Raw genomic sequence first — 22,957 nt, forward strand, 5'->3', positions numbered from 1 at the left:
GGGAATCACGGTTCCCGCGCCCTGTCGTAATCCGGACAGGGCGGGGCTTGCCTCCATACGGCACACTCACCGCGTGAGCAGCGCTGCTATCTATATCACCGCCGCCATCAGCGGACTCATCACCGTGATCCTGGTGGCCGCGTTCTTCTACGTGCGCAAACACAGCAACAAATGGACGATCATCTCGTTCGCGGCGACGGTCCTCTTCGGATTTGCCACTGTCGCCCAGGTCGCCCTCGCCGCGGCACCGGCAGAACCCGACGCCGAGAGGACCGCCCCCGCACCACCTCCGAGCGTCGTACCGACCACGTCGAGCCCGACACCTGGGGATCTGCGCTATCAACTCAGCGCCTCGCCCGGCAACTCGCACACGGTATCGGTCACGGCCACCGCATCCGGTGAGCCGGAGCCGGGGCTGACGTATTGGTTCATCGTCGAGGTGAACTACGGCGACGGAAATATCGACTACTACCCCCGGCGGAAGATGACCGGACGGTCGACGTCATTCGACCTGACGATCCCGACGAACGCAGAGACCAGATACGTTCGCAACGGCCGGGTATATGCGCTGGACGGTGATCAGCACTCCCAAGCTGAGGACCTGCTGAAGCGGCAGGGCGCAACCGGCGTCGACGACTTCTTCGACGAGGCGACCGGCCAGGAGGTATCGAACGCGGTCAAGCTGCCCTACTGACGCGGGAAACCCGGCGAGGGGCGGGCCGGCGTACTGATGCTGCCGATCCTCGGCGGTGGATCGTCGACTGGCACTCCGACCCGCGCCTGGGTGAGCAGCCGGACCGTGATGATCACGGCCCCGCCCGGAGCACTACGGTAAGGCAATGTCTGCGGAGAGACCCCTTACCTTGTGGGCGGGACGCGTGGCCGCGCTGCTGGGAATCGTGCTCGTCGCGCTCACCCTTCGCCAGACGGTCGCGGTGCTGTCGCCGATCCTCGGCGACATCCGGGCGGACATCCCGATATCGACCATCGGCGTCGGGTTGCTCGGCACGTTGCCACCGATCCTGCTGGCGGTATCAGGGTTCGTCGCACCGCGCGTCGCCCGCGGCATCGGCCTCGACGGCGGCATCGTGCTCGCGCTGCTGCTCATGACCCTCGGCCATCTCGTACGCGCAACCGCCCCGGGCTACGGCGTGCTGCTCGTCGGCAGTGTCGTCGCGCTCACCGGCACGGGCATCGGCAACGTGCTGCTGCCGCCGATCGTGCGGCGCTACTTCCCTGACCGGATACCGCTGCTGACCGCCGTCTACGTCTGCATCCTGGGGGTGAGCACAGCCCTGCCCGCCGCGGCCGCAGCCCCGGTCGCCGAGTTGCCGTCCCGGCGTTCACGTTGGCCAAGCCCGCGTTCGTCGAGGACGAACTCGCCCGCTCCTCCAGCCGCGTTTCGTGACTGCGGTTCGAGGAACGCCTCTTCGTGCCCGGCGTCCCCCTGAGGCCGATCAACGGCCGCCGGCCCGGTGCCGGGACTCAGAGTCCTCGTCCTGCCCGGCGTCGGCGGTCAGAAGCGCCCGACACCCACCTGATCCCACGCGCGGGCAGGGCCGGCTGGCCGCTCCGCCATCCGATGCGACGGTACGCCCGGCGGTACGCCCAGAAGCCGGCCGATCGCCAGGTGAAGCGTTGGACGGACCCTGTCCTCCACCTTCACGCTGATCAGCCAGGAGGCAGCACACATCGCGGCGATCACCAACGGCAGCGCCAGCCAGGGATCAACCGCCGGCACCATGGCGTTGAAGGCCACCACACCAAGACTGAAGTGGATCAGATAGAGCGGATACGTCATGGCCCCGAGGTGGGACAGACCCCGCCACCGCATCCACCGCAACCCACCTGTCGCCGCGAGGGTCATCACGACGAAGATCGCCAGAATGACCAGGGCGGCAACGACAAGAGTCGGTGTCATGCCGTCGGCGACCAACTCGTCGACCCGACTGTCCGCCTCCCTCACCGCGTTCGCGTAGCACGCCGACAGCAGGAGGCCCAGCCGCGCGGTGAAGCCGAAACGGTGCACCATGTACAGAGCCATGCCGGCGATGAAGTAGTGACTGAACTGGGGCTGCACAATCAACGCCAACGCGGCATGGGCGCCCGGCGGAACAGGAAACGCCTCCAGGGCCACGCTGCTGGCGAGCCAACCCCACAACAGCCAGTGGGTACGACGCTCGGTGATCCCCACCAGCGAGAAGGCGAACAGGATGAGGTAGAACCGCCACTCGGACCACAACGTCCAGTACACGCTCTCGACGTACTCGATATCGGCGAGCTGAGGAAACATCGACAAGTTCGCCACGTACTGCGCCACTGTGACGTCGTTCCGACCCTGCGGCCCCGCAATGGCGACCGTCGCCGCCGTGAGCGTGACGGCCACCCAGAAGGCGGGATACAGCCGGGAGACCCGCGACGCCACGAACTCGCGCGCGGTGCGTCCCCACACGCTCATGAGGACGACCATGCCGCTGATGAGGAAGAACAACTCGACGCCAAGGTAACCGTACTGAGTGACCGCGCCGAGCGACGGCGCGAAATCGTAATCGGTCTCACCCCGGCTGAAGGTGTAGTGCAGAAGGACGATCATCAGCGCAGCGGCGAACCGGAGCAGATCCACCTCGTACAGGCGGCGCTGCACTCGCATTGGCCTCGCAGCCACCGTCATGTGAGCGCTCCACGTGGACCGGGCCGCGTACCGATCACCGTCGTCCGGACGCGCTCGACGACGAGCGTCAGGTCCAATTCATTGACTTTCATGCCCATCTGTCGCGCATGGAAGTCGAGCAGGGGCGCTGACGGGCAGATGCCATTCTGCCCGGTGACCCCGGAAACAAATACTTCTCGCGACATGCGTCCCTCTCGAGGTGGCGACCCTGAGGCGCGACCTGCAGGCGGTGGCCCGAAGAATCCGGCGTATCCGCAACGAATCGAAATGATGTGACAATTCCCTTATACCGGATTCGCAGCGCAACTCCATCGCTTTCATACTTCCCGCATACTGCTTCCAAAAGCGTTTCACATGCATGTCGCCAGTCACCTCACTGGGAGGCATCCGCCACCCGTCAATGACGCCGCGCCGTGCACCCGCCTGAGCCCTGGCCCCCTCGCTGAGGTCTGTGAGGCACTGGGACGCCTTCCACCGAATCCGCTGCACCCTCCGGAGTGGTCTCTTAGGCTGCGTGGGCCGGCCGACCGGTTCGCCGCAGGCGTCGGCGTGGCGCTGTACGGACTGGTCGGCGCGTTCTCCCCGCGGCCTGGCTCTGCCACCACGTCCGTCGCACGGGGCTGCGCGACGCGAGACGCCCCTGGTTTCGCCGTCGGCGGCGCAGCCCGCCTACCGGTAAGGAGAGCGACGATGACCCAGAGCGAACGGCATCGCCCGGAGATCGTCGTGGGCTTGGTGGCAACCCCACCGGACTACCCGGCCCGGGTGGCTGCGAGGCTCGCGGCCGAGCTGGCCGGGAGGCTCACGGAGCAGGTGAGCGCGGATGTGCGGTGGACAATCCGGGAGGGTTGGGGGGAGGTGGTGCCTCGCCGCGACGGTGGCGCGGACGCACTACTCGACGATCTCGCCCGGCGGCGCACCGACGACCAGTGGGACGTTGCAATCTGCCTGACCGACCTGCCGCTGCATGCCGAGCGGATGCCCCTGGTGGCGCAGACCTCCGGCCGGCGCCACGTCGGGATGATTTCCCTGCCCGCGCTGGGACTGCAGCAGATGCGCTCGGTCCGCGCAGCCGTTCCGGACCTCGTGGGCCGGCTGCTGACCGACGCCTCCGACCAACGGGTGCCGGCGGCCGGGCGGGCACCAGCCGAGACGGCCCGCCGGATGCCCGCCGTCCGTCGAGTCAGCGGCGGCGCCGACGCCGCTGAGCGGCGTTACCTCGCCTCGGGGCTGATCGGCCGCGCGCGCCTGTTGACCGGCATGGTCCGAGCCAACCGCCCCGGACGCGCCCTCCTGGGCCTGTCCAAGCTGCTGGTCGGCGCGTTCGGCACGGCTGCGTTTGCGCTCACCACGGACACCATCTGGCAAATGGGCGATGCCCTCGGCGGACTCCGCCTCACCGTGATCATGCTGCTCGGGCTGAGCGCGTTGGTGGCCTGGCTCATCGTTGCGCATGACCTGTGGGAGAAGCCGAACCGCGAGACACCGAGTGAGCTGGCGCGGCTGTTCAACCTCGGCACGGTACTCACTCTCACGCTGGCCACGGCGGTGTCCTACGTGGTGCTGATCGTGGGCACAGCGCTCGTCGCGGCGCTGCTGATCGACACATCCGTGCTGGAACAGGTTCTGCAACGGCCGGTAAAAGTCGGCGACTATCTGGCGCTCGCCTGGATCACCAGCTCACTGGCCACCGTCGGCGGCGCGATCGGCTCGGGGCTGGAGAACGAGGAAACAGTCCGGGCCGCCGCTTACGGCTACCATCCCCAACCCAGCGGCTGGCGCGACGACACGGGCAGTGGGCGGTCCTCCGACGGGAGCTGAGCGGACGCCACACGGACGGGGTCGCGACCGCGAAGGGTCGGCACCCCTACAGCATGTCCAACGGTTGCGGGCCGGTAGGTGACGGGAAGGCCGTGTCGAGTGCCGCGACGTCCTCCTCGGTCAGCTGCAGGTCGCGCGCCTCGGCGTTGTCCCGGGTGTGTTCCGCATTGGACGATCGGGGAATGGCCGCAACCATGTCCTGCCTCAGCACCCAGGCCAGCGCGACCTGAGCGGGCGTCACCCCGTGCCGGGCCGCGATCTCCGCGACCTGGTGGTGGCCGAGCAGTCGCCCCTGCTCAATCGGCGAGTACGCCATCACCGGGATCCGGTGTTCGCGTAGCCACGGCAGCAGGTCGTACTCGGGACCACGGCGGGTGAGGTTGTACAGGATCTGGTTGGTCGCGCAGTCGTCCCCGCCCGCGTCGAGTAGCTCGCTCATGTCGGAGAGGTCGAAGTTGCTCACGCCCCACTGCCCGATGTCACCGGCGTCGACGAGTTCGGCGAACGCCTCGATCGTCTCCGCGAGTGGATGTTGGCCGCGCCAGTGCAGCAGGTAGAGGTCGATGAGGTCGACGCCGAGTCGTTGCAGGCTGCGGCGGCAGGCCTGCATGGTTCCCTGCCGGCTGGCGTTGGACGGCAGCACCTTGTCGACCAGAAAGACGTCGGCCCGTCGTCCGCTGATCGCCTCGCCGACGAGTTCCTCGGAGGCGCCATCGCCGTACATCTCCGCAGTGTCGATCAAGGTCATACCCAGGTCCAGGCCAGCGTGCAGGGCGGCCAGCTCATCCCGTCGCCTCGCGGGACGCTCGCCCAGGTACCACGTGCCCTGCCCGAGCACGGGCATGTTCTCACCGGACGGCAGTTCTATCGAAGCGGTGGAGGAGGAGGTCATGTCGGCCTTTCCGGGGCTCGGCGCGGTGGGTGAGTGCGTTACCCGCTTCGACCGGAAGCAGTCTCGTAGGGCGACCTTCCTGCCTGCCTGATCGGCAAGCGCGCCGATCAGTCCGCCCTTGAGCGGCGTTCGGCGACTGGTCGAGACGGACACGGTCAACGGCCGGACTTCCACCTCGTTCTGAGCGCCGGAACAGGGATCGCTCCCATTCTGCGGCCGCTGTGCGGGTTGAGGTGATTTCCGAGGGGTATCCGGGCGCCTACGGGTCGCGTCAGGACCGTCGTGATCCCATCCGCGGCCGGCGCGACCGAATACGGAGGTACCCCCGTGACTCAACTGGCAACCCGAGAGGCAGTGAAGGCCAGACAGGACCGCGTGCAACGGCGAGGACGCCGGCTCGGCTGGATGAGCCTCGGCCTGGGCGTGGCACAGCTGGCGGCACCGGACACGGTGCGCCGGATCAGCGGAGTGGACGACTCCTCGACCTCCCGGGCGATGGTGCCGCTGGTGGGGGCGCGGGAGTTGGTGCACGCGGCCGGGCTCCTGACGAGCCGACGCAAGGGCATCTGGGCGTGGACCCGGGTCGTGGGCGACGCGATGGACCTCGCCTCACTCGGCGTGGCCATCGCCCACCGTGGCGGACACCGCCGGCGTCGCCTCGTCGGTGTCACTGGCGCCATCGTCGGGATCACGGTGGTGGACCTGCTGACCGCCGTGCAGGCCACCCGCCTGCAGAGGATCAGTTCAGCGCCAACGGTACGAGGCTTACACGACGGAGGACCCATGGAGCTGACAGCCACGACAACCATCCGCAAACCCCCGCCCAAGGTCTACGCGTTCTGGCGTGACCTGGACAATCTCCCCACATTCATGGCTCACCTTGAGCAGATCCGGACCACCGGCGACCGTACGAGCCACTGGTCCGCCAGCGCTCCGTTCGGCACAAACGTCGAGTGGGATGCCGAAATTGTCGACGAGACGCCCGGCGAGAGGATCGCCTGGCGGTCCACCGGGAGCGCCGACGTGCCGAACGCCGGTACGGTCCGGTTCGTTCCCGCCCCGGACGGTGTCAGCACCGAGGTGCACGTCGTCATGTCGTACGACATTCCGGGCGGCGCGGTCGGCAAGGCCGTCGCCAAGTACTTCGGCGAGGAACCGCACCAGCAGCTCGACGACGACCTGCGCCGGCTCAAGCAGGTGCTGGAAACCGGCCAGGTGGTCCGATCCGAGGGTGCCCCGTGGGGCAAGCGGGCCCGCAAGGAGTTCCCGCAGCGTCCGGCGCAACCGCTGTCGGATTCCGAGCTCGCGAAGGGGGCGGACGCGTGAGGGCGAACACCTGGGCGGGCCGCAACAAGGTCAAGGTCCGTGACGTACCGGACCCGAAGATCCTCAACGACCGCGATGCCATCGTACGGATCACCTCCACCGCGATCTGCGGCTCGGACCTGCACCTCGTCGACGGGTACATACCCACCATGCAGGACGGCGACGTCATGGGCCACGAGTTCATGGGCGAGGTCATCGAGGTCGGCCGGGGCGTCGACCCGGGTCGGCTGCGCGTCGGGGACCGGGTCGTCGTGCCGTTCCCAATCGCGTGCGGGGCGTGCGGTGCCTGCGCCGCCGGGCTGTACTCCTGCTGCGAGAACTCCAACCCCAACGCCGGGATCGCAGAAAAGATGTTCGGCCACCCGGTCGCCGGGATCTTCGGCTACTCGCATTTGACCGGCGGCTTCGCCGGCGGTCAGGCGCAGTACGCGCGGGTGCCGTTCGCCGACGTCGGTCCCCTGAAGTTCGAGTCCGACCTGAGCGACGAGCAGGTGCTGTTCCTCTCCGACATCCTGCCGACCGGCTACATGGGTGCCGAGATGTGCGACATCCAGCGCACCGACGTGGTGGCGGTGTGGGGAGCCGGCCCAGTCGGCCAGTTCGCGATGGACAGCGCCCGGGCACTCGGCGCCGCGAAGGTCATCGCCATCGACAAGGAGCCGTACCGCCTGCAGATGGCCGAACGGGCAGGCCACACGCCGATCAACTTCGAAGATGTGGACGTGCGGTCCAGGCTGCTGGAACTGACCGGTGGACGGGGACCGGACAAGTGCATCGACGCGGTTGGCATGGAGGCCACCCACGGTGCCGCGCACGTGCACGCCTACGACCGGATCAAGCAGGCGGTCCGCTCAGAGACCGAACGCCCACACGCGCTGCGGCAGGCGATCCTGTCGTGCCGCAGCGGCGGCATCGTGTCGGTGATCGGCGTGTACGGCGGCTTCCTCGACAAGTTCCCGGCCGGAGCGTGGATGAATCGGGCGCTGACCCTGCGTACCGGTCAATGCCACGTGCAGCGCTACATGAAACCGCTGCTGCAGCGCATCGAACGTGGGGAGATCGACCCGACCCGCGTCATCACCCACACCCTGCCGCTCGACCAGGCAGAACGCGGCTTCGAGATCTTCAAGAACAAGCAGGACAACTGCGAGAAGGTCGTCCTCAAACCCTGACCACCACCCGCATCCGGCCACCGCGACGCCCCCGGTGGCCGGATGCGACGTCCAGTCCCGGTGCGCCTAGGCTGCGGAACGCCAAGCATCCCCCACCAGGTCGTACGACCGTTTGCCACACACGACCCCGGGTAGGCGCAGCCGGTGAGCGGGCCAGAGGCAGACCTAGGTACCCGGTCGGACACCAGCCGCGCGGTGGCGTTCAGCGACGCCATCTTCGCCATCATCATCACGTTGCTGGTCCTGGACCTCCGCGTACCGGACGTTCCCCCTGGCCGCCTCCTGTCAGGCCTCCTCCAACAGTGGCCCTCGTACGTCGCGTATCTCGCGTCCTACTCGTACGTGGCCGTCGTCTGGCTCAACCACAAGGCGGCGTTCAACCGCATCAAGCAGGTCGACCGCGGCCTGCACTGGATGAACCTGTTCGTGCTGTTCAGCACGGCGCTGCTGCCGTTCCCGACCATCGTCGTGTCGGATGCGCTGCAAGAGCACAACAACACGGACCAGCGGGTCGCCGTCGCCTTCTACGCGTTGATCGGCGCGTTGCTGTGCGCGACGTGGCTGGCGTTCTACCACTACCTCGCCCACAACCCCGACCTGCTGAAGGAACAGGTCAGGGACAGCTTCTTCCGCGCCGAACGAGTCCGTGCCCTCACGGGCGTCGTGCTGTACGTCCTCGCCGGATTGGTCGGCTACCTGGCTGCTCCCTTGATCGGCCTGGCCATCTTTGTCCTTCTGCCCGTCTTCTACGCCATCACCAGCGCCGGCCTGTACCACTCGCGCGTAACCCGAGGTATCACCCACCGTTCTCCACCACCAACCTGAGGGCGGGCGCGGTTACCCCCTTGCCGGGCGGCGCGCAACCGAGAGCCGTTTTACGCCTCGACGCGCGGGTAGACCGCGACCGGGTCCGAGGGGATGGGCCGAGGCCCGGAGCCCTCTACCGATGGTGCACCCCAGGTCCGGACGTTGGGCGAAGCCCGAGGAGTGCGGGATGAGCGAAGCGGAGAGCCAGGACACGGGCGCACGGAAGTCACCCGCGCAACCGCGTGAGCGCGTCGATGGGCAACGCGACGACGAGGAAGGCGCGCAATCCGCCGGGCGGAGCCAGAACCCCTGTGCCGCTGCCGAGCCAACGGGCACCGTACCCGGTGAACGCCCCCTCGTTCCACACAGCGGTGGGCACGACCTTCCTCAGCCGGCCGGTGGGCGCAGCAGCAAAACGATGTCGGACCCGGACGTCGTCCTCCAGATCCCGCACGTCAAGGTGGAGCAGATCTACGTCGAGGTCGACGATCTGGACGCCTCCGTCTCGCTGCGAGCACGGCTGGGCAGCCTGCTCCAGCTCGACGTCGGCGTCCAGGCGCATCTCGGCACGGTGAAGGTCGACATCAGGGGCGTCGAGGCAGAGGCGATGCTCGAGGTCCGGCTCGAGGAGCTACGGGGCATTCTCGACTGCGCCCTCCGCACAATCGAGCGCAATCCTCAGATCCTCGAGTCGTTGGTGAAGACGGTGGACACGGCCGTGGATCAGGTCGGGCAGACGGCGCAGGAGACACTGGGGCCCAATGGGCCGCTGTCGCAGACGCTGCAGCAGACCACCCAGCAGCTCGGTCAACAGCTCGGACAGAGCACCCAGCAACTGGCTCAGAACAGCGGGACAGTGGCTGGCGGCGCCACCACCACGGGTCTCGGCGGTTTGCTGGGCGCGTCGCCGGCCCAAGCCGCGTGGCAACGGATGAGGGAGTTCGTCAACAGCAGCCAGCCACTGAGGCAGGTCACCACATGGTTGGCCGGACCGCAGGGGCAACAGCCGCAGAGCTGACTCGACGTCCGCAGTGTTCCAATCGAACGAATCATCTCGGGGTATACCCGCAGCGACTTCCGGGAAGCAGTGCGAAGTACCGGTCGTGTCACCACTGCCCTCTCAGGCGCTTTCGCCGTAATGTTCCCGTGTCAACCGGTTGGCCGTCTCCGGATCGAGACCGCTGGCGCGGAGCAGGTCACTCGCCGCGACGCGCGTCTGGGTGACCAGTGCCTGACTGAACCGGCCGGTGGCACCGTCGCCGGCCTTGCGGGCGCCTCGCATGGCCTCAAGGGCTATCGCCCGCGCCCTCTGCGGATCGCGTCCCGAGACGCGTTCGGCCCGAAGGCTCTCCGTGGCGTCGGCGAGTTGCCGGAGAGTGGTGGTCAGCTCCTGCGGAACCACCTCGTCGTACTGCAACGCGGTCGCCGAGGTACGCGCCAGATCCTGCGCGTCGCTGATCAGCCGCTCGCCAAGCTGGGCGAAGTGGGCGAACTGTTCCACGTCATCTCGCCGTTGCCACCTCGCCGGTGCCAGGCTCACCACCTCCTTCGCGCCGTCGAGTGCCTGCGACAATCGCGCGAGATCAGGTCCCGAGCTCCGCAGGCGCTGCAGGGACGCGATCGCCTTCTCAGCGTCACGCTCGTTCAGAGCGGTAGCGATGGTGCGTAGTTCTGCGCTGGCCAGCTGGACGATCGGCGTGGCCGCCCGGTTGAGGATGCGCATCGGGTTGACCGGAAACAGGAGTGTGACCACCAGCAACCCCACCGCCCCACCGATGAGGGCATCCAGGATCCTGGGCCACTCGAGGTTGGGATCCGCCGGCGACAGGGTCGCGATCACCACAGCCGAGGCACCCGCGTGGGCCACGGTCGCGCCGCTGCCACCGGAAAGGATCAACGCGAACGCGATCGCGATTCCCACCGCCAGGCCGACCTGCACCGGTCCCGGACCTACGATATAGAGCAGACCGTCCCCGACGAGGATTCCGATCACCACGCCGATCAGTGTCTGGGTGGTTCGTCGGACCCGCTGGCCGATCGCGGCGACGATCGTTCCGACCGCCGCGGACGGAGCGAAGACCGGCGCAGGGATGCCCAACAGGTTGTGTCCGATGAACCAGGACAACGCTGCGGCCAGCGCCGCCTGCACCGTGATCACCAGGATGACGTCCGTCAGGCGCAGCCGTACCCGCCACGCCCGAAGACCACGCTGGCGAACGCGCCCTGCCGTCCGCCGCACCCGTCCGGTCAGGGCGTCAACCTCGGAGGGCGGATCGGGCGCGGACTCCCGGGCAGCACTCATTCAGGTGACTACCCCAAGCACGGCCCAACAAGTAAGCGTCAAGCAAAACTGGTCCAACATCTTCGGTTGGTAGCAAAACGCATCAGGTGGTCCTACGCGCCGTTGCGGTCCGACGCGAGTTCGTCCAGATCGATCGCTCGGACCTCGATCGGACCTGCCCAACCGTGCCGCACCGCGACGCTCCAGAACGTGCCGTTGTCGAAGTTGGTGGTTCAGACGGTGCCGTTCCATGTCTTGACGACGGTTGGCCCCAGGAAGCCGGTGGAGGCCAGTTTCGGTGCGGACGACCTCACCGTGGTGGTAAACCCCGTGCGACCCCAGTCGCCCGCGCCTGTAAGACCACCTACTGACGTACTCCTTGCCTACGCGGTTCACGCTGCCCGGCTGAGCCCGGTGCGCTCAGTTCGCCGGGATGCCGGCCCGGTGCGCCAGCAAGCCGGCCTGGGTGCGGTTGTCACAGCCGAGCTTCTCCAACAGTCGGGAGACGTACCCCTTGACCGTCGCTTCGGAGAGGCGCAGTCGTCGGGCGATCTGCTGGTTGGAGCGGCCGGCACCGAGACAGCCGAGGACCTCGACCTCCCGGGCGGTGAGCGTGGCGACCAGTTCCCGGACCCGTTCTCCGTCGTGCCGGCTCGCCACCAGCCGCTGGGTCGCGGTCGGGGACAACACAGTGTGCCCGGCGGCGGCGACCCGCACCAGGGCGACGAGATCCTCCGGCGCCGTCGACTTGAGCAGGAACCCGACGGCACCCGCGCGCATGGCCCGCAGCACGTACTCGTCGAGGTCGAACGTGGTCAGCGCCACGATCATCGGCGGCGCCGAGGACCGCGCGAGGTGCTCGATGGCAGTGAGCCCGTCGACGCCCGGCATTCGCAGGTCCATCAGAACCAGGTCCGGCCGGTACCGGGTCACCGCCTCCACCGCCTCCGCGCCGTCGTACGCCTCGCCGACGACCTCGATGTCCGGGGCCGCTTCGAGAATCGTCCGCAGGTAGGCGCAGACCATCCGTTCGTCGTCGACGAGCACGACGCGGATCATCGCGGCACGTATCCGGGTAGGGTGGCCCGCACCGCGAAGCCGCCCTCCGGGGTCGCCGCCGCGACCAGGGTGCCGCCCAGCACGTCGACCCGACTCCGCAGGCCGGCCAGACCGGACCCCCCGCCGGCGGCGGCGAGATCCGGGTCGGGGACACGGTCGGGCCGGGCGTTGGTCACCGTCGCGCGGACCAGATCCGGCTGGTAGCGGATCGACACGGTCACCTGCGATCCAGGCGCGTGCTTGTGCACATTCGTCAGTGACTCCTGCACCACCCGGAAGAGGGTGCGCCGCATGGCCGGCGCCAGGAACGACGGGTCCCCCTCCTCGTCCAGACGGACCGGCAGACCCACCGCCCGCGAATCGGTCACCAGATCAATCAGGTCGCCCTCCGCAGCCGGGTCCGCCACCACGACGCGGGTCGTCGGTACGTCGCCGCGCCGCAGCACGCCGACCAGGTCACGCAGCTCGGCCAGCGCCTGGCAGCCCGTCGTCCGCAGCTCCTCGGCGGCGCTACGAACGGCCGGATCCGTGGTGCTGGCACCCAGCGCCCCGGCGTGCAGCACCATCAGGTTGATCCGGTGGGTCACCACGTCGTGCATCTCGCCGGCGATCCGGAGCCGCTCGTCGCTGCGGGCCTGCTCGGCAAGGAGCAACCGCTCCTGCTCAGCGCGTTCGGCGCGGTCGAGCAGCTCCGCGACGAGCCGACGGCGGGCACTCACATACAGGCCGAGCAGGGCCGAGATCGCCAGCGTGCCCGGCCCGCTGAACGGGTCGTCGACCGTCCAGAGCCGTGCACCGAGCAGCCAGCACACCCCGAGCACCGCGATCACCGCCCAGGACCGCCGGCGGTCACGACCGTAGACGATCACCGCGTACGGCGCGAAGAACACCGCCGACGCCGGCACCAGCAGGCTGACGCCGGCGAGGACCAGTGCCATCGGGTACGGCCGGCGCCGACGCAGCAGCAGGGCGGCCGACGCACCGACCTGCACCGCCGCGTAGACCCAGACAGGGGCCGGAAGATGCCTCGAACCGGCACTCGGGAAAGCGACCTCACGGGCCACACCGGCCGCCGCCGCCACGACGACCAGCAGCACGTCGACGGCGAGCGGCGGCACCTTCCGGCGGTCCACCGCGCTCATGCGTTGCAGGTTAGCCGGGCCGGCCCGCATCGGCGCGGCGAGCAACACGAGTACCGACGAAGGGACCGGGAGACGCGACGAAGGTAGGTGGCTAAAGCGACCTCCGGGCCTGCCCCCACCGGGTACGACTGCGGTGGCATTGCCCGATGGCACACTCGACCGACCCGGTGACGCAACCGCCTGCGCCCCGCCGCATCGACGAACTTGACGCGCTGCGCGGGCTCGCGCTCCTCGGCATCGTCATGTTCAACATCGTCCAGATGACCCACCTGCCCCGGGTCTCCGGACCGGCCGACGAGCACGTCGGCGCGTACATCTGGGAACTGCTCTTCGTCCAGCGACCGTTTCCGATCTTCTCACTGCTCTTCGGGATCAGCTTCTCGCTCTTCCTGCGCACCGCGGCCCGGCGCACCGACCGCCCCCGGCTGGTGCTGCTGCGCCGACTGCTCTGGCTGGGTCTCTTCGGCGCACTGCACACCCTGATCCAGCCCGGTGAGGTGCTGAAGTTCTACGCCGCGTTCGGTCTGCTCGTGCTCCTACCGGCGTCGTACCTGTCCCGCCGCTGGGCGCTGGGGCTGGGCATCGTGTTGACTCTCGCCGCCGCACTGACCTTCAACGGTCTCTTCATCATCCCGGGCCTCTTCCTGCTCGGCCTGGCGATCGCGGAGTACGGCATCCCGGACACGCTGCCGTCGCGGGGCCGTCAACTGGCCGTCGCCCTCGCCGTCGCGGTGCCGGTCGCCGCGGTGATGGGCTGGTTGCAGTTCCGGGCGGGAGTCGGCCCCACCGCCAACTACCGCGTCCTGCCGGCCGGGCTCGCCTTCGCCTTCCTTTTCACCGTCGGGTTCCTGCTGCTGATGCGAACCGCCCTGCGACGGCCGCTCGGCGCGCTGCTCTCGCCCCTCGGTCGGGTGGCGCTCACCAACTACGTCGCCGCGTCGTTCCTGATCGTGGCCGGTGACGCGCTGCTCGACATCAGCTCCCGGACCCCCTACGGCGCCGTCGTCGGTCTGGGCCTGGCCATCGGGGTCGTGCAGGCGATCTTCAGCGTGCTCTGGCTGCGCGCCTTTCGGTACGGCCCGCTCGAATGGCTCTGGAGATGCCTCACCTGGTGGCAGCGGGTACCGATCCGCCGCGCCTGACCGGAAATGCGCTCGCTCCGTCGGCTCGCTGGCGACAGGATGGCTGCGACCATGGTGACCGGCGGTGGGGACGGAGATGACGGTGGGCGCTATGTCTCTGCGGAAGGGTGTCGCGGCCTTGGCTGCGAAGCTGCTTGCCGGCTCGGCCGAGGTGCCGGAACGTGACTATCTGCCTGAGCTGCCAGCCGTCGATTGGGTGCGGGCCGCGGCTGGCGGGCTCGATCGGAGCGTCAGTCCGACGCAGTTCGCTGTGGGGTTGATGGCGGTCGCCCGCGAAGGTGGGCCGGCTGCCCGCGCCGCGGCAGTGGATGCGCTCGGTTCCGCCGAGGCGCGGTGGTGGTTGGCGGTGGATGCGGCGCTGCGGGACCAGTGGTGGTCAGCGCCGCGCTGGTCACGGCTCCTCGCAACGGACCTGACCGGCGGTGAGGTGGAGCTGTTGCATCTGGTCGTAGCCGGCTGCCACCATGACGGGCGGATCCGTGAGGCGGCGGTGGCTCACCTGGCCGACCACCGGCACCCGGCGGCGCTTGCCGTACTCGCGCTTCGCACCGTCGACTGGGTGGCGCAGGTGCGCCAGCGCGCGAGAGAGGCGATCGAGGATTCGTGGTCGCCGTCGCGGGGGTCGATGACCCAGCTCGCCGAGATGGCGTTCGCCCTGCGCGGCCGGAATGAGGGCGCCTGGTTGGCCGAGCGCGTCGAGGCTGCCCTGCGCGACCTGCCGTTGGACGGCTTGGAGCCGCTGCTGACGGCCCGGGATCGACGGACCCGTCGAGCGGCGTACCGCGCCGCGACGACCGGGGGCCTGTTGAGCGTGCACCGATTGACGACGGCCGCGATGAAAGACGACGACCTACCGATTCGGACCATGTGCGCCCAAGCTGCCGTTGCGGCCACGAGCGACCCGGCTCAGGTGCGGACCTTGCTGGCCAGCAGAACCGCTCTGGTACGGGCCGAGGCGTTGCAGGCCGTGACCGCGGTCGGTGAGCTGGCTGCCGCTGAGTCTGCGTTGTCCGATCGGCATCCGCTGGTGCGGGCGATAGCTCAGGCCGCGCTCCGCCGTAGCGGCGCCGATCCGGCACTGTCCTACCGTCTCCTTTGTGGCGGTTCGGAGCCCCCGGTGCCGGGGGCGGTCGCCGGGCTGGGCGAGACCGGTGACGCCGCGGATGCCCGCCTGGTCCGGCCCTGGTTGGCGCATCCACGATCCCGTGGTCGGGTCGAAGCCGTCCGGGCGTTGCGTCGTCTCGGCGTGACCCGGTCTGCCGAACTGCTGCCGCTGCTCCGCGACGAGTCTGGTGCGGTGACCCGCCAGGTGGTGGTGGCCCTGCGCCACGACCTCGGCGCCCTTGCCCCGGGGATGCTGGAGGGCCTGCTCAGTCTGAGCAACGCGCCCCATGTCCGGTTCGCGGGCTACCGGCTACTGACTGCGGGCAACGCTTGGCAGCGGCTGATCACCAATCTGCGGCTGATCGATGATCCCGACGACCGGTTGCGGGGAAATGTGCGGTCGGATCTCACCGCATGGCTCAACCGGCAGGCGGCCACGACCTATCACGGCCCGTCCCGCAAGCAAGCCGCCGATCTCGACGAACTGATCGAGCATGCTCGCCCGGTCCTGGACGACGACAAGGTCCGGCTGCTGCGGTTCCACGCCGGCCTGCCCCACCAAACCGTGCAGTGACCGGCGGCGACATGCCTCAGTTCGATGACACCCTCGCCCCCGTGGAGACTGTCGCCGAGCTTCCCGCCTCGTACACACCGGACGCCCGCCGGTCCCTGCATCGGCGCGACGCCCACCCGCCGTCGACGCCCGTATGAGCCTGGTGTCGGCGTTCGTACCAATCTGGGCCCTTACCGCGATCGGCTATGCGGCCTGCCGTTGGGGACTGCTGGGCGAGGCGGCGGCGTCGGTGCTCGGCCGATTCGTGTTCCACCTCGCGATGCCGGCCGCCCTGTTCCTGGCTCTGTCCCGAATGCCGCTCTCCGGGTTCGCCGGCCGCCCGCTGCTCGCCTTCGGACTGAGCACCGCCGCGGTCATCGGGTTCGGGTGGGTCGGCGCGAGCCGGTTGTTCGGACGCGACCGCGGCGAACGGCCGATCTGGGGCATGGCCGCCGGGTACGTGAACTCGGCGAACCTCGGCATCCCGATCGCCACGCAGGTTCTCGGCACCGTGTCGTTCCTGGCGGAAGTGGTGCTGCTGCAGGTGCTGGTGGTGACGCCCGTGATCCTGGTCGCCCTGGACCGTCACAGCGACCCGGCCGGGCGGGTACGAGTCGGCCGCATCGCCTCCCTACCGGTACGCAACCCGGTGATCCTGGCGTCGCTGCTCGGTGTGGCGTGCTCGGCTACCGGGCTGCATCCACCGTCGGTTGCCGGCGCGTCGCTCACCCTGCTGTCGGGCGCCGCGGTTCCGGCCGCCCTGGTCGCACTCGGCGCGTCGCTGCACCGCACCGCGCCGTCGCGGGCAGAGCCAGCCGCACCGGCCGAGCTGGCCGTGATCACCGCGCTGAAGCTCGTCGCACAACCGACCATCGCGTACGCGGCGGGGCTGGCCCTGCACCTGTCAGCGGCGCAGATGCTCGCCGTGGTGGTGTGCGCGGGCCTGCCGACAGCGCAGAACACGTTCATCTTCGGTCAGGAGGACGCCGTCGGCGAGGCGGTGGCCACCCGGGCCGTCGTGGTGACCACGACGCTGTCGCTGGCCACCCTGGCCGCAGCGGCGGCTCTGCTCGGGTAGGTCCGTCAGCTGACCCGTCCCCCAACCGTGCTGAGCCACGCCGAGCGGCGGACGCGCGAGCCACACGAAGCCCATCGCGCTTACAGTCACCGGGCCAGGCGTTGTTTTCTGAGCACCTCACGCACCTGCATGAGCGCGAATCCGAGCAGGTTGAGGCGCTGCGACGCGCCAGGGTCGACAGCAGCGGGATCGTCGCGGTTCAGGCCGATACCCCAGACCCGGTCGATCGGGCTGGCCTCCACAAGGACCCGCTGCCGCGTCGCCAACAGGAACTCCCGTAGCGCGGGATGCTGATCGAACTTGGCAAGGTTCCCGGCCACCACGATCGCGAAGCGGTGTTCGTTCCAGGTCTGCTCATCGAACCCTGAGACACGTCCTCCCCGCGTCTTGGCGGCGTGCGGATGCGGCGCGGCAAGGATCTCGTCGGCCATCGCATGGTCGCCGAACAACATGGCCTTACGCCACATCATGTAGTGCTCCGCGGTCGCGAACCGAAGGTCGTCGGCGGTGAACGGCGCCGGCCACCACTGGCTCAGACAGCCCGCGCCGACACTCCCGTCCCGCTCGGGCTGGTGCCCCCAGAAGAACAGAAACTTGACCTGATGACCCTGCGCCTGCGCGGCGGCCAGATCCGCGACGCTCCGAACCGATGCCATCATGATCGCGAGTATGCGCCACTGTGGCTCTGCGTACCCCCGCATTTTGGCTGCGGCGGCCCGCCCGGTCCGCGACTGCCCACCCGGGCTGGATCTTCCCCTTCACCGGGCTTCAACCCGCTGGCTCCGGAAGCTGGCCGGCTCGGTTGCCGAGCCTCGCAGTGATGCGATCAGTGACGGGCGGCCGGTCGTCGCGGTTCCCACGGTCGGCCGGGGTCGACGGGCGTGAGTGGTGTCGGTTGGCCGTGGGAGACTCTCGCGCCGTGGACGTTGACGAGTTTTGGGCGGTAGTGGAGTCGGCCGGGGCGGGTCTCGACGGGCGGACCGACGACGACGGTGAGGCCGTAGCCGCGGCACTGGTGACGCGTCTGGCCGCGACGTCACCGGAGAGCATCCTCGAGTTCCAGGAGCTGTTCGATCAGCTCCATGACGCCCTCTACCGCTGGAATGTGTGGACGGCTGCGTACCTGATCGGCGGGGGATGCTCGGACGACAGCTTCATCGATTTCCGGGCGGGAGTCATCGCACTCGGGCGCGAGTGGTACGAACGCGTCCTGGCCTCCCCTGACGCCTTGGCTGACCACCCCGTCGTGCGAGAAGCGGCGGCCGAGGACGACGACGGCGGGTTGTTCGCCGAGTCGGTGAACTACGTAGCCAGCGAGGCCTACGAGGAGGTCACAGGGGATGACGACGAAGCCTTCTACGAGGCGATGAAGGTCCGTGAACGCGATGCGGCCGGCATCGACGACGCTCATGATTCCGGCATGGGTGAAGACTTCGACTTCGATGACGACAACGAGATGCGCAATCGGCTGCCCCGGCTGGCCGAGCTGTTCCTCGACCCCGACGTCTGAGCCCAGACGCCGGGGACAGCATGACCCAGGGTCCGTCGAGCATGGATCGCACTTCGCAAAAGGTGCGAGAGTTGCCGGAAAAGCAAAATACCGACACATGCGGCAAGACGTCTCTACATAGGCTCTGAACAGGGAGTTCATCCCTGCACCGCCGCCGGCATGGCGTCGGATTCCGCGAAGGGGTCCGTGGGTGCCTTTGGATCAAGGAAGTACCTCTCATGCACCGTACGCTTCACCGAGGGCTGCTCATTGCCGCCACGATGATGGTCGCCAGTGTCGCGATCACCGCGACGCCGGTCACCCCCGCTACCGCCCAGCCGAGCCGAAGCACAGCAGCAACCATCCCGTCCCGTGGCCTACCCGCGTTGGGCAACGGGGCGTGCACTGTGCTGTGGGACCTGCTCAACGCCGGCGGCCGGAACGGACTCGTCGCCATCGGCCTCACCGACGGCCAGCAGCTGATCAAGTTCGCCGCCAATCGCCCTGCGCTGGCCTGCACCATCGGCGCCGTCGACCTGCCGGGCAGCGAAGCGCTCATCGGCATCGACTTCCGCATCCAGGACGGACAGCTCTACGGCGTCGGCAGCACCGGCGGCATCTTCACGCTGAACACGCGAACCGCCGCGCCCACGAAGGTCAGCCAACTGACCGTCGCGCTGAACGGCACGTCGTTCGGAGTCGACTTCAACCCCGCCGCCGACCGGCTCCGGATCATCAGTGACACCGGCCAGAACCTGCGCCACAACGTCAACCCCGGCGGCACGACCATCGTCGACAGTCCCCTCACCTACCCGCCGGCCACCACCGCCGTCGGTGTCACCGCCGCGGCCTACACCAACAACGATCTCAACCCCACCACCGCCACGACCCTGTTCGACATCGACACGACCCTGGACCAGGTGGCGCTGCAATCCCCCGCCAACTCCGGGCAACTGGCCGCCACCGGCGCGCTCGGAGTGGACGCGAACCTCCAGGCGGGCTTCGACATCCACAGCCCGCTGCGCGCGGATCGCGCCGTGGCCAACAACGCCTATGCCGTACTCAACGGCATCGCCGGTTCTCGGTTGTACCGAGTCGACGTGCTCACCGGCGAGGCCCAGACCACCGGCACCTTCCTTGGACACGTGGTGGTCGACCTCGCACTGCTCCTACGGCAGTAACCAGCCCGCGCGGAAGGAGACTCCGGCGGCGGATGCACCCGCAGGCCGTGCTCGTCCGGCCACCCGCCGCGATCAGTCGAGGCGGAAGGTGGCCACTGACAGTCGTTGAGAGGCTTCGGTTGCCTCCCACAGCCTGTCCTGGGTGATCCAGGACAGGCTGTGGGCGCGGGTCCTGCTGTCGTTGACCAGCAGCCGGCGGACGTGCAGCCGCGTACCGCCAGCCTGGTCGCAGGTGTACTCCCACTCCCCTGCACCGCCGGGGCGGATGACCGGCCCGATGCTGATCTTCTGGTAGCCGGCCAGCGCCCCGGTGGTCACCGCGTCACGCTCGGCGGCCTCCCACTGCTTCGACGGTACGGAGGACGCCTCGGCGGCCGGGTCGACGGCGATGGCCCGTACCTCGGCGGGGTCGCGGAAGCAGACCGTCTCGCCCTCGGTGTGCCGGGTCCACCCGACGGGCACCGCCATCACGAAACCGGTGGTGTCCTGATGCCACGTCCATCCGTCCGGCAGCGCGTACGGCTGCGGCCCGGCGGGCCCCTGCAGAGGCTCGACCTCGGTGGAGACACCATCGTCCAGGCACGGGTGGGCCGGCGGTGCCGGGGCGGTCGACTCCATCGCGCCGGCCGCCGCTCCGCCTGGTGCGGCGGCCGGCGGCTCGTCCTGACCGTGCAGGCCGCCGATCACGGTGCCGGTTGCCGTGACGACGACGGCCACGACCGCCAGCAGGCCCGTCACGGCACCGGCGAACGCCCAGCCGGTCGTCCGGTCGCGAGGGCTTGACGCCCGGATCCGGATGACTGTGGTGTCGATGCCGTCCTGCGCGACCGGAAGGACCCGGGTGGCATCGGCCGGCGGCCGGCGAACGAGGGCGGTCACGGGCCGCCAGCGGCGCGCGCGGGGCGCCGCCACGGGATCGATGGGTACGGTCGCCGCGGCCACCTGCTCCAGCTGGTCGCGGGCCTCCGGTGCGGACAGGCGCTGACGGGGATTACGCCGCAGCAGACCCGTGATCGTGGTTTCCAGCGGCGAGGCGGTCATCCGGTCGGGCGCCTCGGTGGCCAGGGCAGCGAGCGTACCCAGGGTCGAGGGCCGATTCCAGGGCGGGCGGCCCTCCGCGGCCAGGTAGAGCGTCGCGCCGAGGGCCCACAGGTCGGTGGCGGGGGTGGCCCTGCCGTCGCGGGCCCGCTCGGGTGCGACGTACTGGACCGTCGCCAGGGTCGGCGCGGTGACGGTCGCCGGGTTGCTGCTGTCGAAGATCGCCAGGCCGAACCCGCCGAGCATGATCCGCCCGTCGTCGGCCAGCAGCACGTTCAGCGGACTCAGTTCCCCGTGTACGACTCCCGTCGCGTGGGCGGCGCTCAAGGCGGCGAGCACGTGCAGGCCGACCCGCGCCACCTCGGCGGGTGCGAGCGGGCCGTCGACGGCGACCACAGCGGACAGGGACCGGGAGGGTACGTGCTCCATGACGAGCCACAGGCACCCATCGGCGCTCAGGACATCCCACATCCCCACGACGCCCGGGTGATCGAGCCCCGCCAATCCGCGGACCTCGCCGAGCGTCCGCTCCCGCAACCGGGACCGTTCGGCGTCGCTCGCCCATCCCGGTAGGACGATCTGCTTGAGCGCGACGTGCCGGTCGAGCACCTCGTCGCGTGCCAGCCACACGCCGCCGGGGGCCGCGGTGTCACCGATCAGCAGGAGTCTGCGGTACCGGCCGGCGAGCAACTCGTCATCCATGTGGGGGATTCGGAGCGGCTCAGCGCCCGGATGGGTGGGAGCGACCAGAAGCACCCGGGGGTTCAGGTGGCGGGTCGGGTCGGCCGCCGGTCTGACGGAGGCCGACCCGGCTCAGCTCAGCTCGACCGTACCCACGATCTGTGTGGGGGCGACGGAGCCACCGGCGGGTTCGTTGGACACTCCGAACGTGGCGGCCTCGGCGACCGGACCGATGACCGTTGTCGACGCCCTGTCCCCCTCGGCGAGTCGTCCCACCGAACGGGCCGGCTCGGTGCCGCGAATGAGCCAGAGCTCGTAGATCCGCCCCGGACCGGGCGCGGGCAGGTTGCGCAGCAGCACCACCCCGCGGTCACGCTCGCGGGAGACCACCACGGTGGCCGCACCCCCGGGCTCCAACGCCCGCTCGAACACCCGGGCGTCCGGGGCATCGAGGACGGCGGCGATCTGCCGGGCCTGGTCGCTGCTGGCCTGCTCGTCGCTGATCCGATCGTTGCTGACGGCCCACGTGACAGCGCTCGCGCCGCCGGCCACGAGGACGACTGCGGCGGCGGCCACGCTCAGCCGTCGCCACCTCCCTACCTGCCGTCCACCGCCCGCACCCGGGGCGGTGACGCGCACCTGCGGCGTCCGGGTCGCCTGAGCGAGGGTCCGCTCCCGCAACCCCGGCGGAGGCGTCTCGATCACGGTGTCGTCGGCGAGGCGCGCGACAGTCTCCCGCAACTCGCCCACCTCGACGCGACACGGCTCGCACTCGGCCAGGTGCCGCTCGAACGCCTGCCGCTCGATGTCGTCGACAGCGTCCAGGACGTACGCGCCGGCGAGGGTGTGAACGTCGGCGCTCATGCCCGTCCCTCCATGTCGATGCCCAGGCAGTCGCGCATCCGGATCAGTCCGTCGCGCATCCGCGTCTTCACCGTCGGCAGCGGCGTCTGCAACTTCTCGGCCACCTCTCGGTAGGTGTGACCGCCGTAGTAGGCGAGGGTCACCGCCTCCCGCTGCACCGGCGTCAGCCGGCCCAGGCACCGGCGGACCTGTTCCCGCTCCAACCGGGCGGTGACATCCTCGACCACCTCGTCGTAGGGAACATGCGTCTCGGTCGCGGCGACCTGCCGGGTGCGGTTGGTGTGGGCCTGTTCGGAGCGCACCCGGTCCACCGCCCGGCGGTGCGCCATGGTCAGGATCCACGCCGAGGCGGAGCCCCGACCGGCGTCGAAGCGGCCGGACGTGCGCCACACCTCGACCATCACCTCCTGCGTCACCTCTTCAGCCTGCGCCGGATCACGCACCACACGGCGGGCCAGCCCGAGGACCTTGCCCGCCATGATGTCGTACAGCGCGGCGAACGCCGCCTCGTCGCCCCGCGCCACCCGCAGCAACAGCTCGTCGGCGTTCGGCGGGGTCGCGGTGTCCTGTGGCACCGCTCGTAACCGCCGCGCCTGTTCCGGGTCACCGCTCATTCTCGGCATGTCCTTTCCTGTGCTGTCGACGGCCCGGTGGGC

22 protein-coding genes are annotated in these 22,957 nt (G+C 69.3%); 13 read left to right on the top strand and 9 right to left on the bottom strand.

Translation table 11 applies throughout. From position 1 onward, the window contains the following. Positions 1-73 precede the first annotated feature (73 nt). Positions 74-694, top strand: coding sequence for a hypothetical protein (locus tag ABZ406_RS22365; RefSeq protein ID WP_357764759.1), 621 nt, complete (start codon positions 74-76; stop codon positions 692-694). Positions 695-878: 184 nt separating this feature from the next. Beyond that, positions 879-1,451: a hypothetical protein gene (locus ABZ406_RS22370; protein WP_357764762.1), complete on the top strand. Its 573-nt coding sequence runs from the start codon at positions 879-881 to the stop codon at positions 1,449-1,451. A 65-nt stretch (positions 1,452-1,516) separates the two neighbouring features. On the opposite strand, the gene ABZ406_RS22375 is transcribed toward ABZ406_RS22370, so the two are convergent. Further along, the gene (locus ABZ406_RS22375) at positions 1,517-2,650 is read right to left on the bottom strand and encodes an acyltransferase (RefSeq protein WP_357764765.1); all 1,134 of its coding nucleotides are present in this window, start codon (positions 2,648-2,650) and stop codon (positions 1,517-1,519) included. 882 nt (positions 2,651-3,532) lie between these two features. On the opposite strand from ABZ406_RS22375, the gene ABZ406_RS22380 reads away from it, so the two are divergent. Beyond that, positions 3,533-4,492, top strand: coding sequence for a hypothetical protein (locus ABZ406_RS22380; protein ID WP_357764768.1), 960 nt, complete (start codon positions 3,533-3,535; stop codon positions 4,490-4,492). Positions 4,493-4,538: 46 nt separating this feature from the next. Here ABZ406_RS22380 and ABZ406_RS22385 read toward each other — a convergent pair whose 3' ends face one another. After that, positions 4,539-5,384, bottom strand: coding sequence for an aldo/keto reductase (locus ABZ406_RS22385; RefSeq protein WP_357764771.1), 846 nt, complete (start codon positions 5,382-5,384; stop codon positions 4,539-4,541). A gap of 375 nt (positions 5,385-5,759) precedes the next feature. Here ABZ406_RS22385 and ABZ406_RS22390 point away from each other — a divergent pair, with 375 nt between their 5' ends. The 4 genes from ABZ406_RS22390 (at position 5,760) to ABZ406_RS22405 (ending at position 9,707) form a co-directional block, all read left to right on the top strand. After that, positions 5,760-6,710: an SRPBCC family protein gene (locus ABZ406_RS22390; RefSeq protein ID WP_357764774.1), complete on the top strand. Its 951-nt coding sequence runs from the start codon at positions 5,760-5,762 to the stop codon at positions 6,708-6,710. Then, entirely contained in the window at positions 6,707-7,882 is a 1,176-nt protein-coding gene (locus ABZ406_RS22395) for a zinc-dependent alcohol dehydrogenase (protein ID WP_357764777.1), read from the top strand. The genes ABZ406_RS22390 and ABZ406_RS22395 overlap by 4 nt, the downstream gene beginning before the upstream one ends. Positions 7,883-8,077: 195 nt before the next feature. After that, entirely contained in the window at positions 8,078-8,707 is a 630-nt protein-coding gene (locus ABZ406_RS22400) for a TMEM175 family protein (RefSeq protein ID WP_357764780.1), read from the top strand. A gap of 169 nt (positions 8,708-8,876) precedes the next feature. Beyond that, on the top strand, positions 8,877-9,707 hold the full coding sequence (locus ABZ406_RS22405; RefSeq protein ID WP_357764783.1) for a hypothetical protein: 831 nt from the start codon (positions 8,877-8,879) through the stop codon (positions 9,705-9,707). A gap of 102 nt (positions 9,708-9,809) precedes the next feature. On the opposite strand, the gene ABZ406_RS22410 is transcribed toward ABZ406_RS22405, so the two are convergent. The 3 genes from ABZ406_RS22410 to ABZ406_RS22420 form a co-directional block, all read right to left on the bottom strand. Then, positions 9,810-10,838, bottom strand: coding sequence for an FUSC family protein (locus ABZ406_RS22410; protein ID WP_357764785.1), 1,029 nt, complete (start codon positions 10,836-10,838; stop codon positions 9,810-9,812). Positions 10,839-11,390: 552 nt separating this feature from the next. Beyond that, a complete protein-coding gene (locus tag ABZ406_RS22415; RefSeq protein ID WP_357764788.1) occupies positions 11,391-12,029 on the bottom strand; it encodes a response regulator transcription factor in 639 nt (212 codons plus the stop codon). Next, positions 12,026-13,171: a histidine kinase gene (locus tag ABZ406_RS22420; protein ID WP_357764790.1), complete on the bottom strand. Its 1,146-nt coding sequence runs from the start codon at positions 13,169-13,171 to the stop codon at positions 12,026-12,028. Before ABZ406_RS22420 ends, ABZ406_RS22415 begins: the two co-directional genes overlap by 4 nt. Before the next feature lie 146 nt (positions 13,172-13,317). Between ABZ406_RS22420 and ABZ406_RS22425 the strand changes: the two genes are divergently transcribed. From ABZ406_RS22425 to ABZ406_RS22440, 4 genes are all read left to right on the top strand, one after another. After that, positions 13,318-14,313, top strand: a complete 996-nt coding sequence (locus tag ABZ406_RS22425) for a DUF418 domain-containing protein (RefSeq protein ID WP_357764792.1) — start codon at positions 13,318-13,320, stop codon at positions 14,311-14,313. 91 nt (positions 14,314-14,404) lie between these two features. Next, complete coding sequence (locus ABZ406_RS22430) at positions 14,405-15,991, top strand: hypothetical protein (protein ID WP_357764794.1); 1,587 nt, start codon at positions 14,405-14,407, stop codon at positions 15,989-15,991. A gap of 11 nt (positions 15,992-16,002) precedes the next feature. Continuing rightward, positions 16,003-16,128 carry a hypothetical protein gene (locus ABZ406_RS22435; protein WP_357764796.1) on the top strand — a complete coding sequence of 42 codons (126 nt, stop codon included), beginning with the start codon at positions 16,003-16,005 and terminating at the stop codon, positions 16,126-16,128. Then, entirely contained in the window at positions 16,125-17,048 is a 924-nt protein-coding gene (locus ABZ406_RS22440; protein WP_357764798.1) for an AEC family transporter, read from the top strand. Before ABZ406_RS22435 ends, ABZ406_RS22440 begins: the two co-directional genes overlap by 4 nt. An 86-nt stretch (positions 17,049-17,134) precedes the next feature. Here the strand turns inward: ABZ406_RS22440 and ABZ406_RS22445 are convergent, their stop codons facing one another. Then, positions 17,135-17,707: an NADAR family protein gene (locus ABZ406_RS22445; RefSeq protein WP_357764801.1), complete on the bottom strand. Its 573-nt coding sequence runs from the start codon at positions 17,705-17,707 to the stop codon at positions 17,135-17,137. A gap of 260 nt (positions 17,708-17,967) precedes the next feature. Between ABZ406_RS22445 and ABZ406_RS22450 the strand changes: the two genes are divergently transcribed. Both ABZ406_RS22450 and ABZ406_RS22455 read left to right on the top strand, forming a co-directional pair. Next, on the top strand, positions 17,968-18,558 hold the full coding sequence (locus ABZ406_RS22450; RefSeq protein WP_357764804.1) for a DUF4240 domain-containing protein: 591 nt from the start codon (positions 17,968-17,970) through the stop codon (positions 18,556-18,558). A 218-nt stretch (positions 18,559-18,776) separates the two neighbouring features. Further along, positions 18,777-19,718 carry a DUF4394 domain-containing protein gene (locus ABZ406_RS22455; protein WP_357764807.1) on the top strand — a complete coding sequence of 314 codons (942 nt, stop codon included), beginning with the start codon at positions 18,777-18,779 and terminating at the stop codon, positions 19,716-19,718. A gap of 72 nt (positions 19,719-19,790) precedes the next feature. Here ABZ406_RS22455 and ABZ406_RS22460 read toward each other — a convergent pair whose 3' ends face one another. The 3 genes from ABZ406_RS22460 to sigK form a co-directional block, all read right to left on the bottom strand. Beyond that, a complete protein-coding gene (locus tag ABZ406_RS22460) occupies positions 19,791-21,458 on the bottom strand; it encodes a serine/threonine-protein kinase (RefSeq protein WP_357764810.1) in 1,668 nt (555 codons plus the stop codon). Positions 21,459-21,569: 111 nt separating this feature from the next. Further along, a complete protein-coding gene (locus ABZ406_RS22465; RefSeq protein WP_357764813.1) occupies positions 21,570-22,301 on the bottom strand; it encodes an anti-sigma factor in 732 nt (243 codons plus the stop codon). Beyond that, positions 22,298-22,924 carry an ECF RNA polymerase sigma factor SigK gene (sigK, locus tag ABZ406_RS22470; RefSeq protein ID WP_357764815.1) on the bottom strand — a complete coding sequence of 209 codons (627 nt, stop codon included), beginning with the start codon at positions 22,922-22,924 and terminating at the stop codon, positions 22,298-22,300. Before sigK ends, ABZ406_RS22465 begins: the two co-directional genes overlap by 4 nt. Positions 22,925-22,957: the final 33 nt, after the last annotated feature.

Source organism: Micromonospora sp. NPDC005710, from assembly GCF_040630995.1.
Lineage (GTDB): Bacteria > Actinomycetota > Actinomycetes > Mycobacteriales > Micromonosporaceae > Micromonospora.

Coding starts and splice junctions, on each gene's coding strand:
- ABZ406_RS22435 (WP_357764796.1), top strand. CDS start 16,003: ATGCCTCAGTTCGATGACACCCTCGCCCCCGTGGAGACTGTCGCCGAG.
- ABZ406_RS22465 (WP_357764813.1), bottom strand. CDS start 22,301: ATGAGCGCCGACGTTCACACCCTCGCCGGCGCGTACGTCCTGGACGCT.
- ABZ406_RS22420 (WP_357764790.1), bottom strand. CDS start 13,171: ATGAGCGCGGTGGACCGCCGGAAGGTGCCGCCGCTCGCCGTCGACGTG.
- ABZ406_RS22445 (WP_357764801.1), bottom strand. CDS start 17,707: ATGATGGCATCGGTTCGGAGCGTCGCGGATCTGGCCGCCGCGCAGGCG.
- ABZ406_RS22415 (WP_357764788.1), bottom strand. CDS start 12,029: ATGATCCGCGTCGTGCTCGTCGACGACGAACGGATGGTCTGCGCCTAC.
- ABZ406_RS22430 (WP_357764794.1), top strand. CDS start 14,405: ATGTCTCTGCGGAAGGGTGTCGCGGCCTTGGCTGCGAAGCTGCTTGCC.
- ABZ406_RS22440 (WP_357764798.1), top strand. CDS start 16,125: ATGAGCCTGGTGTCGGCGTTCGTACCAATCTGGGCCCTTACCGCGATC.
- ABZ406_RS22375 (WP_357764765.1), bottom strand. CDS start 2,650: ATGCGAGTGCAGCGCCGCCTGTACGAGGTGGATCTGCTCCGGTTCGCC.
- ABZ406_RS22460 (WP_357764810.1), bottom strand. CDS start 21,458: ATGGATGACGAGTTGCTCGCCGGCCGGTACCGCAGACTCCTGCTGATC.
- ABZ406_RS22425 (WP_357764792.1), top strand. CDS start 13,318: ATGGCACACTCGACCGACCCGGTGACGCAACCGCCTGCGCCCCGCCGC.
- ABZ406_RS22385 (WP_357764771.1), bottom strand. CDS start 5,384: ATGACCTCCTCCTCCACCGCTTCGATAGAACTGCCGTCCGGTGAGAAC.
- sigK (WP_357764815.1), bottom strand. CDS start 22,924: ATGCCGAGAATGAGCGGTGACCCGGAACAGGCGCGGCGGTTACGAGCG.
- ABZ406_RS22455 (WP_357764807.1), top strand. CDS start 18,777: ATGCACCGTACGCTTCACCGAGGGCTGCTCATTGCCGCCACGATGATG.
- ABZ406_RS22405 (WP_357764783.1), top strand. CDS start 8,877: ATGAGCGAAGCGGAGAGCCAGGACACGGGCGCACGGAAGTCACCCGCG.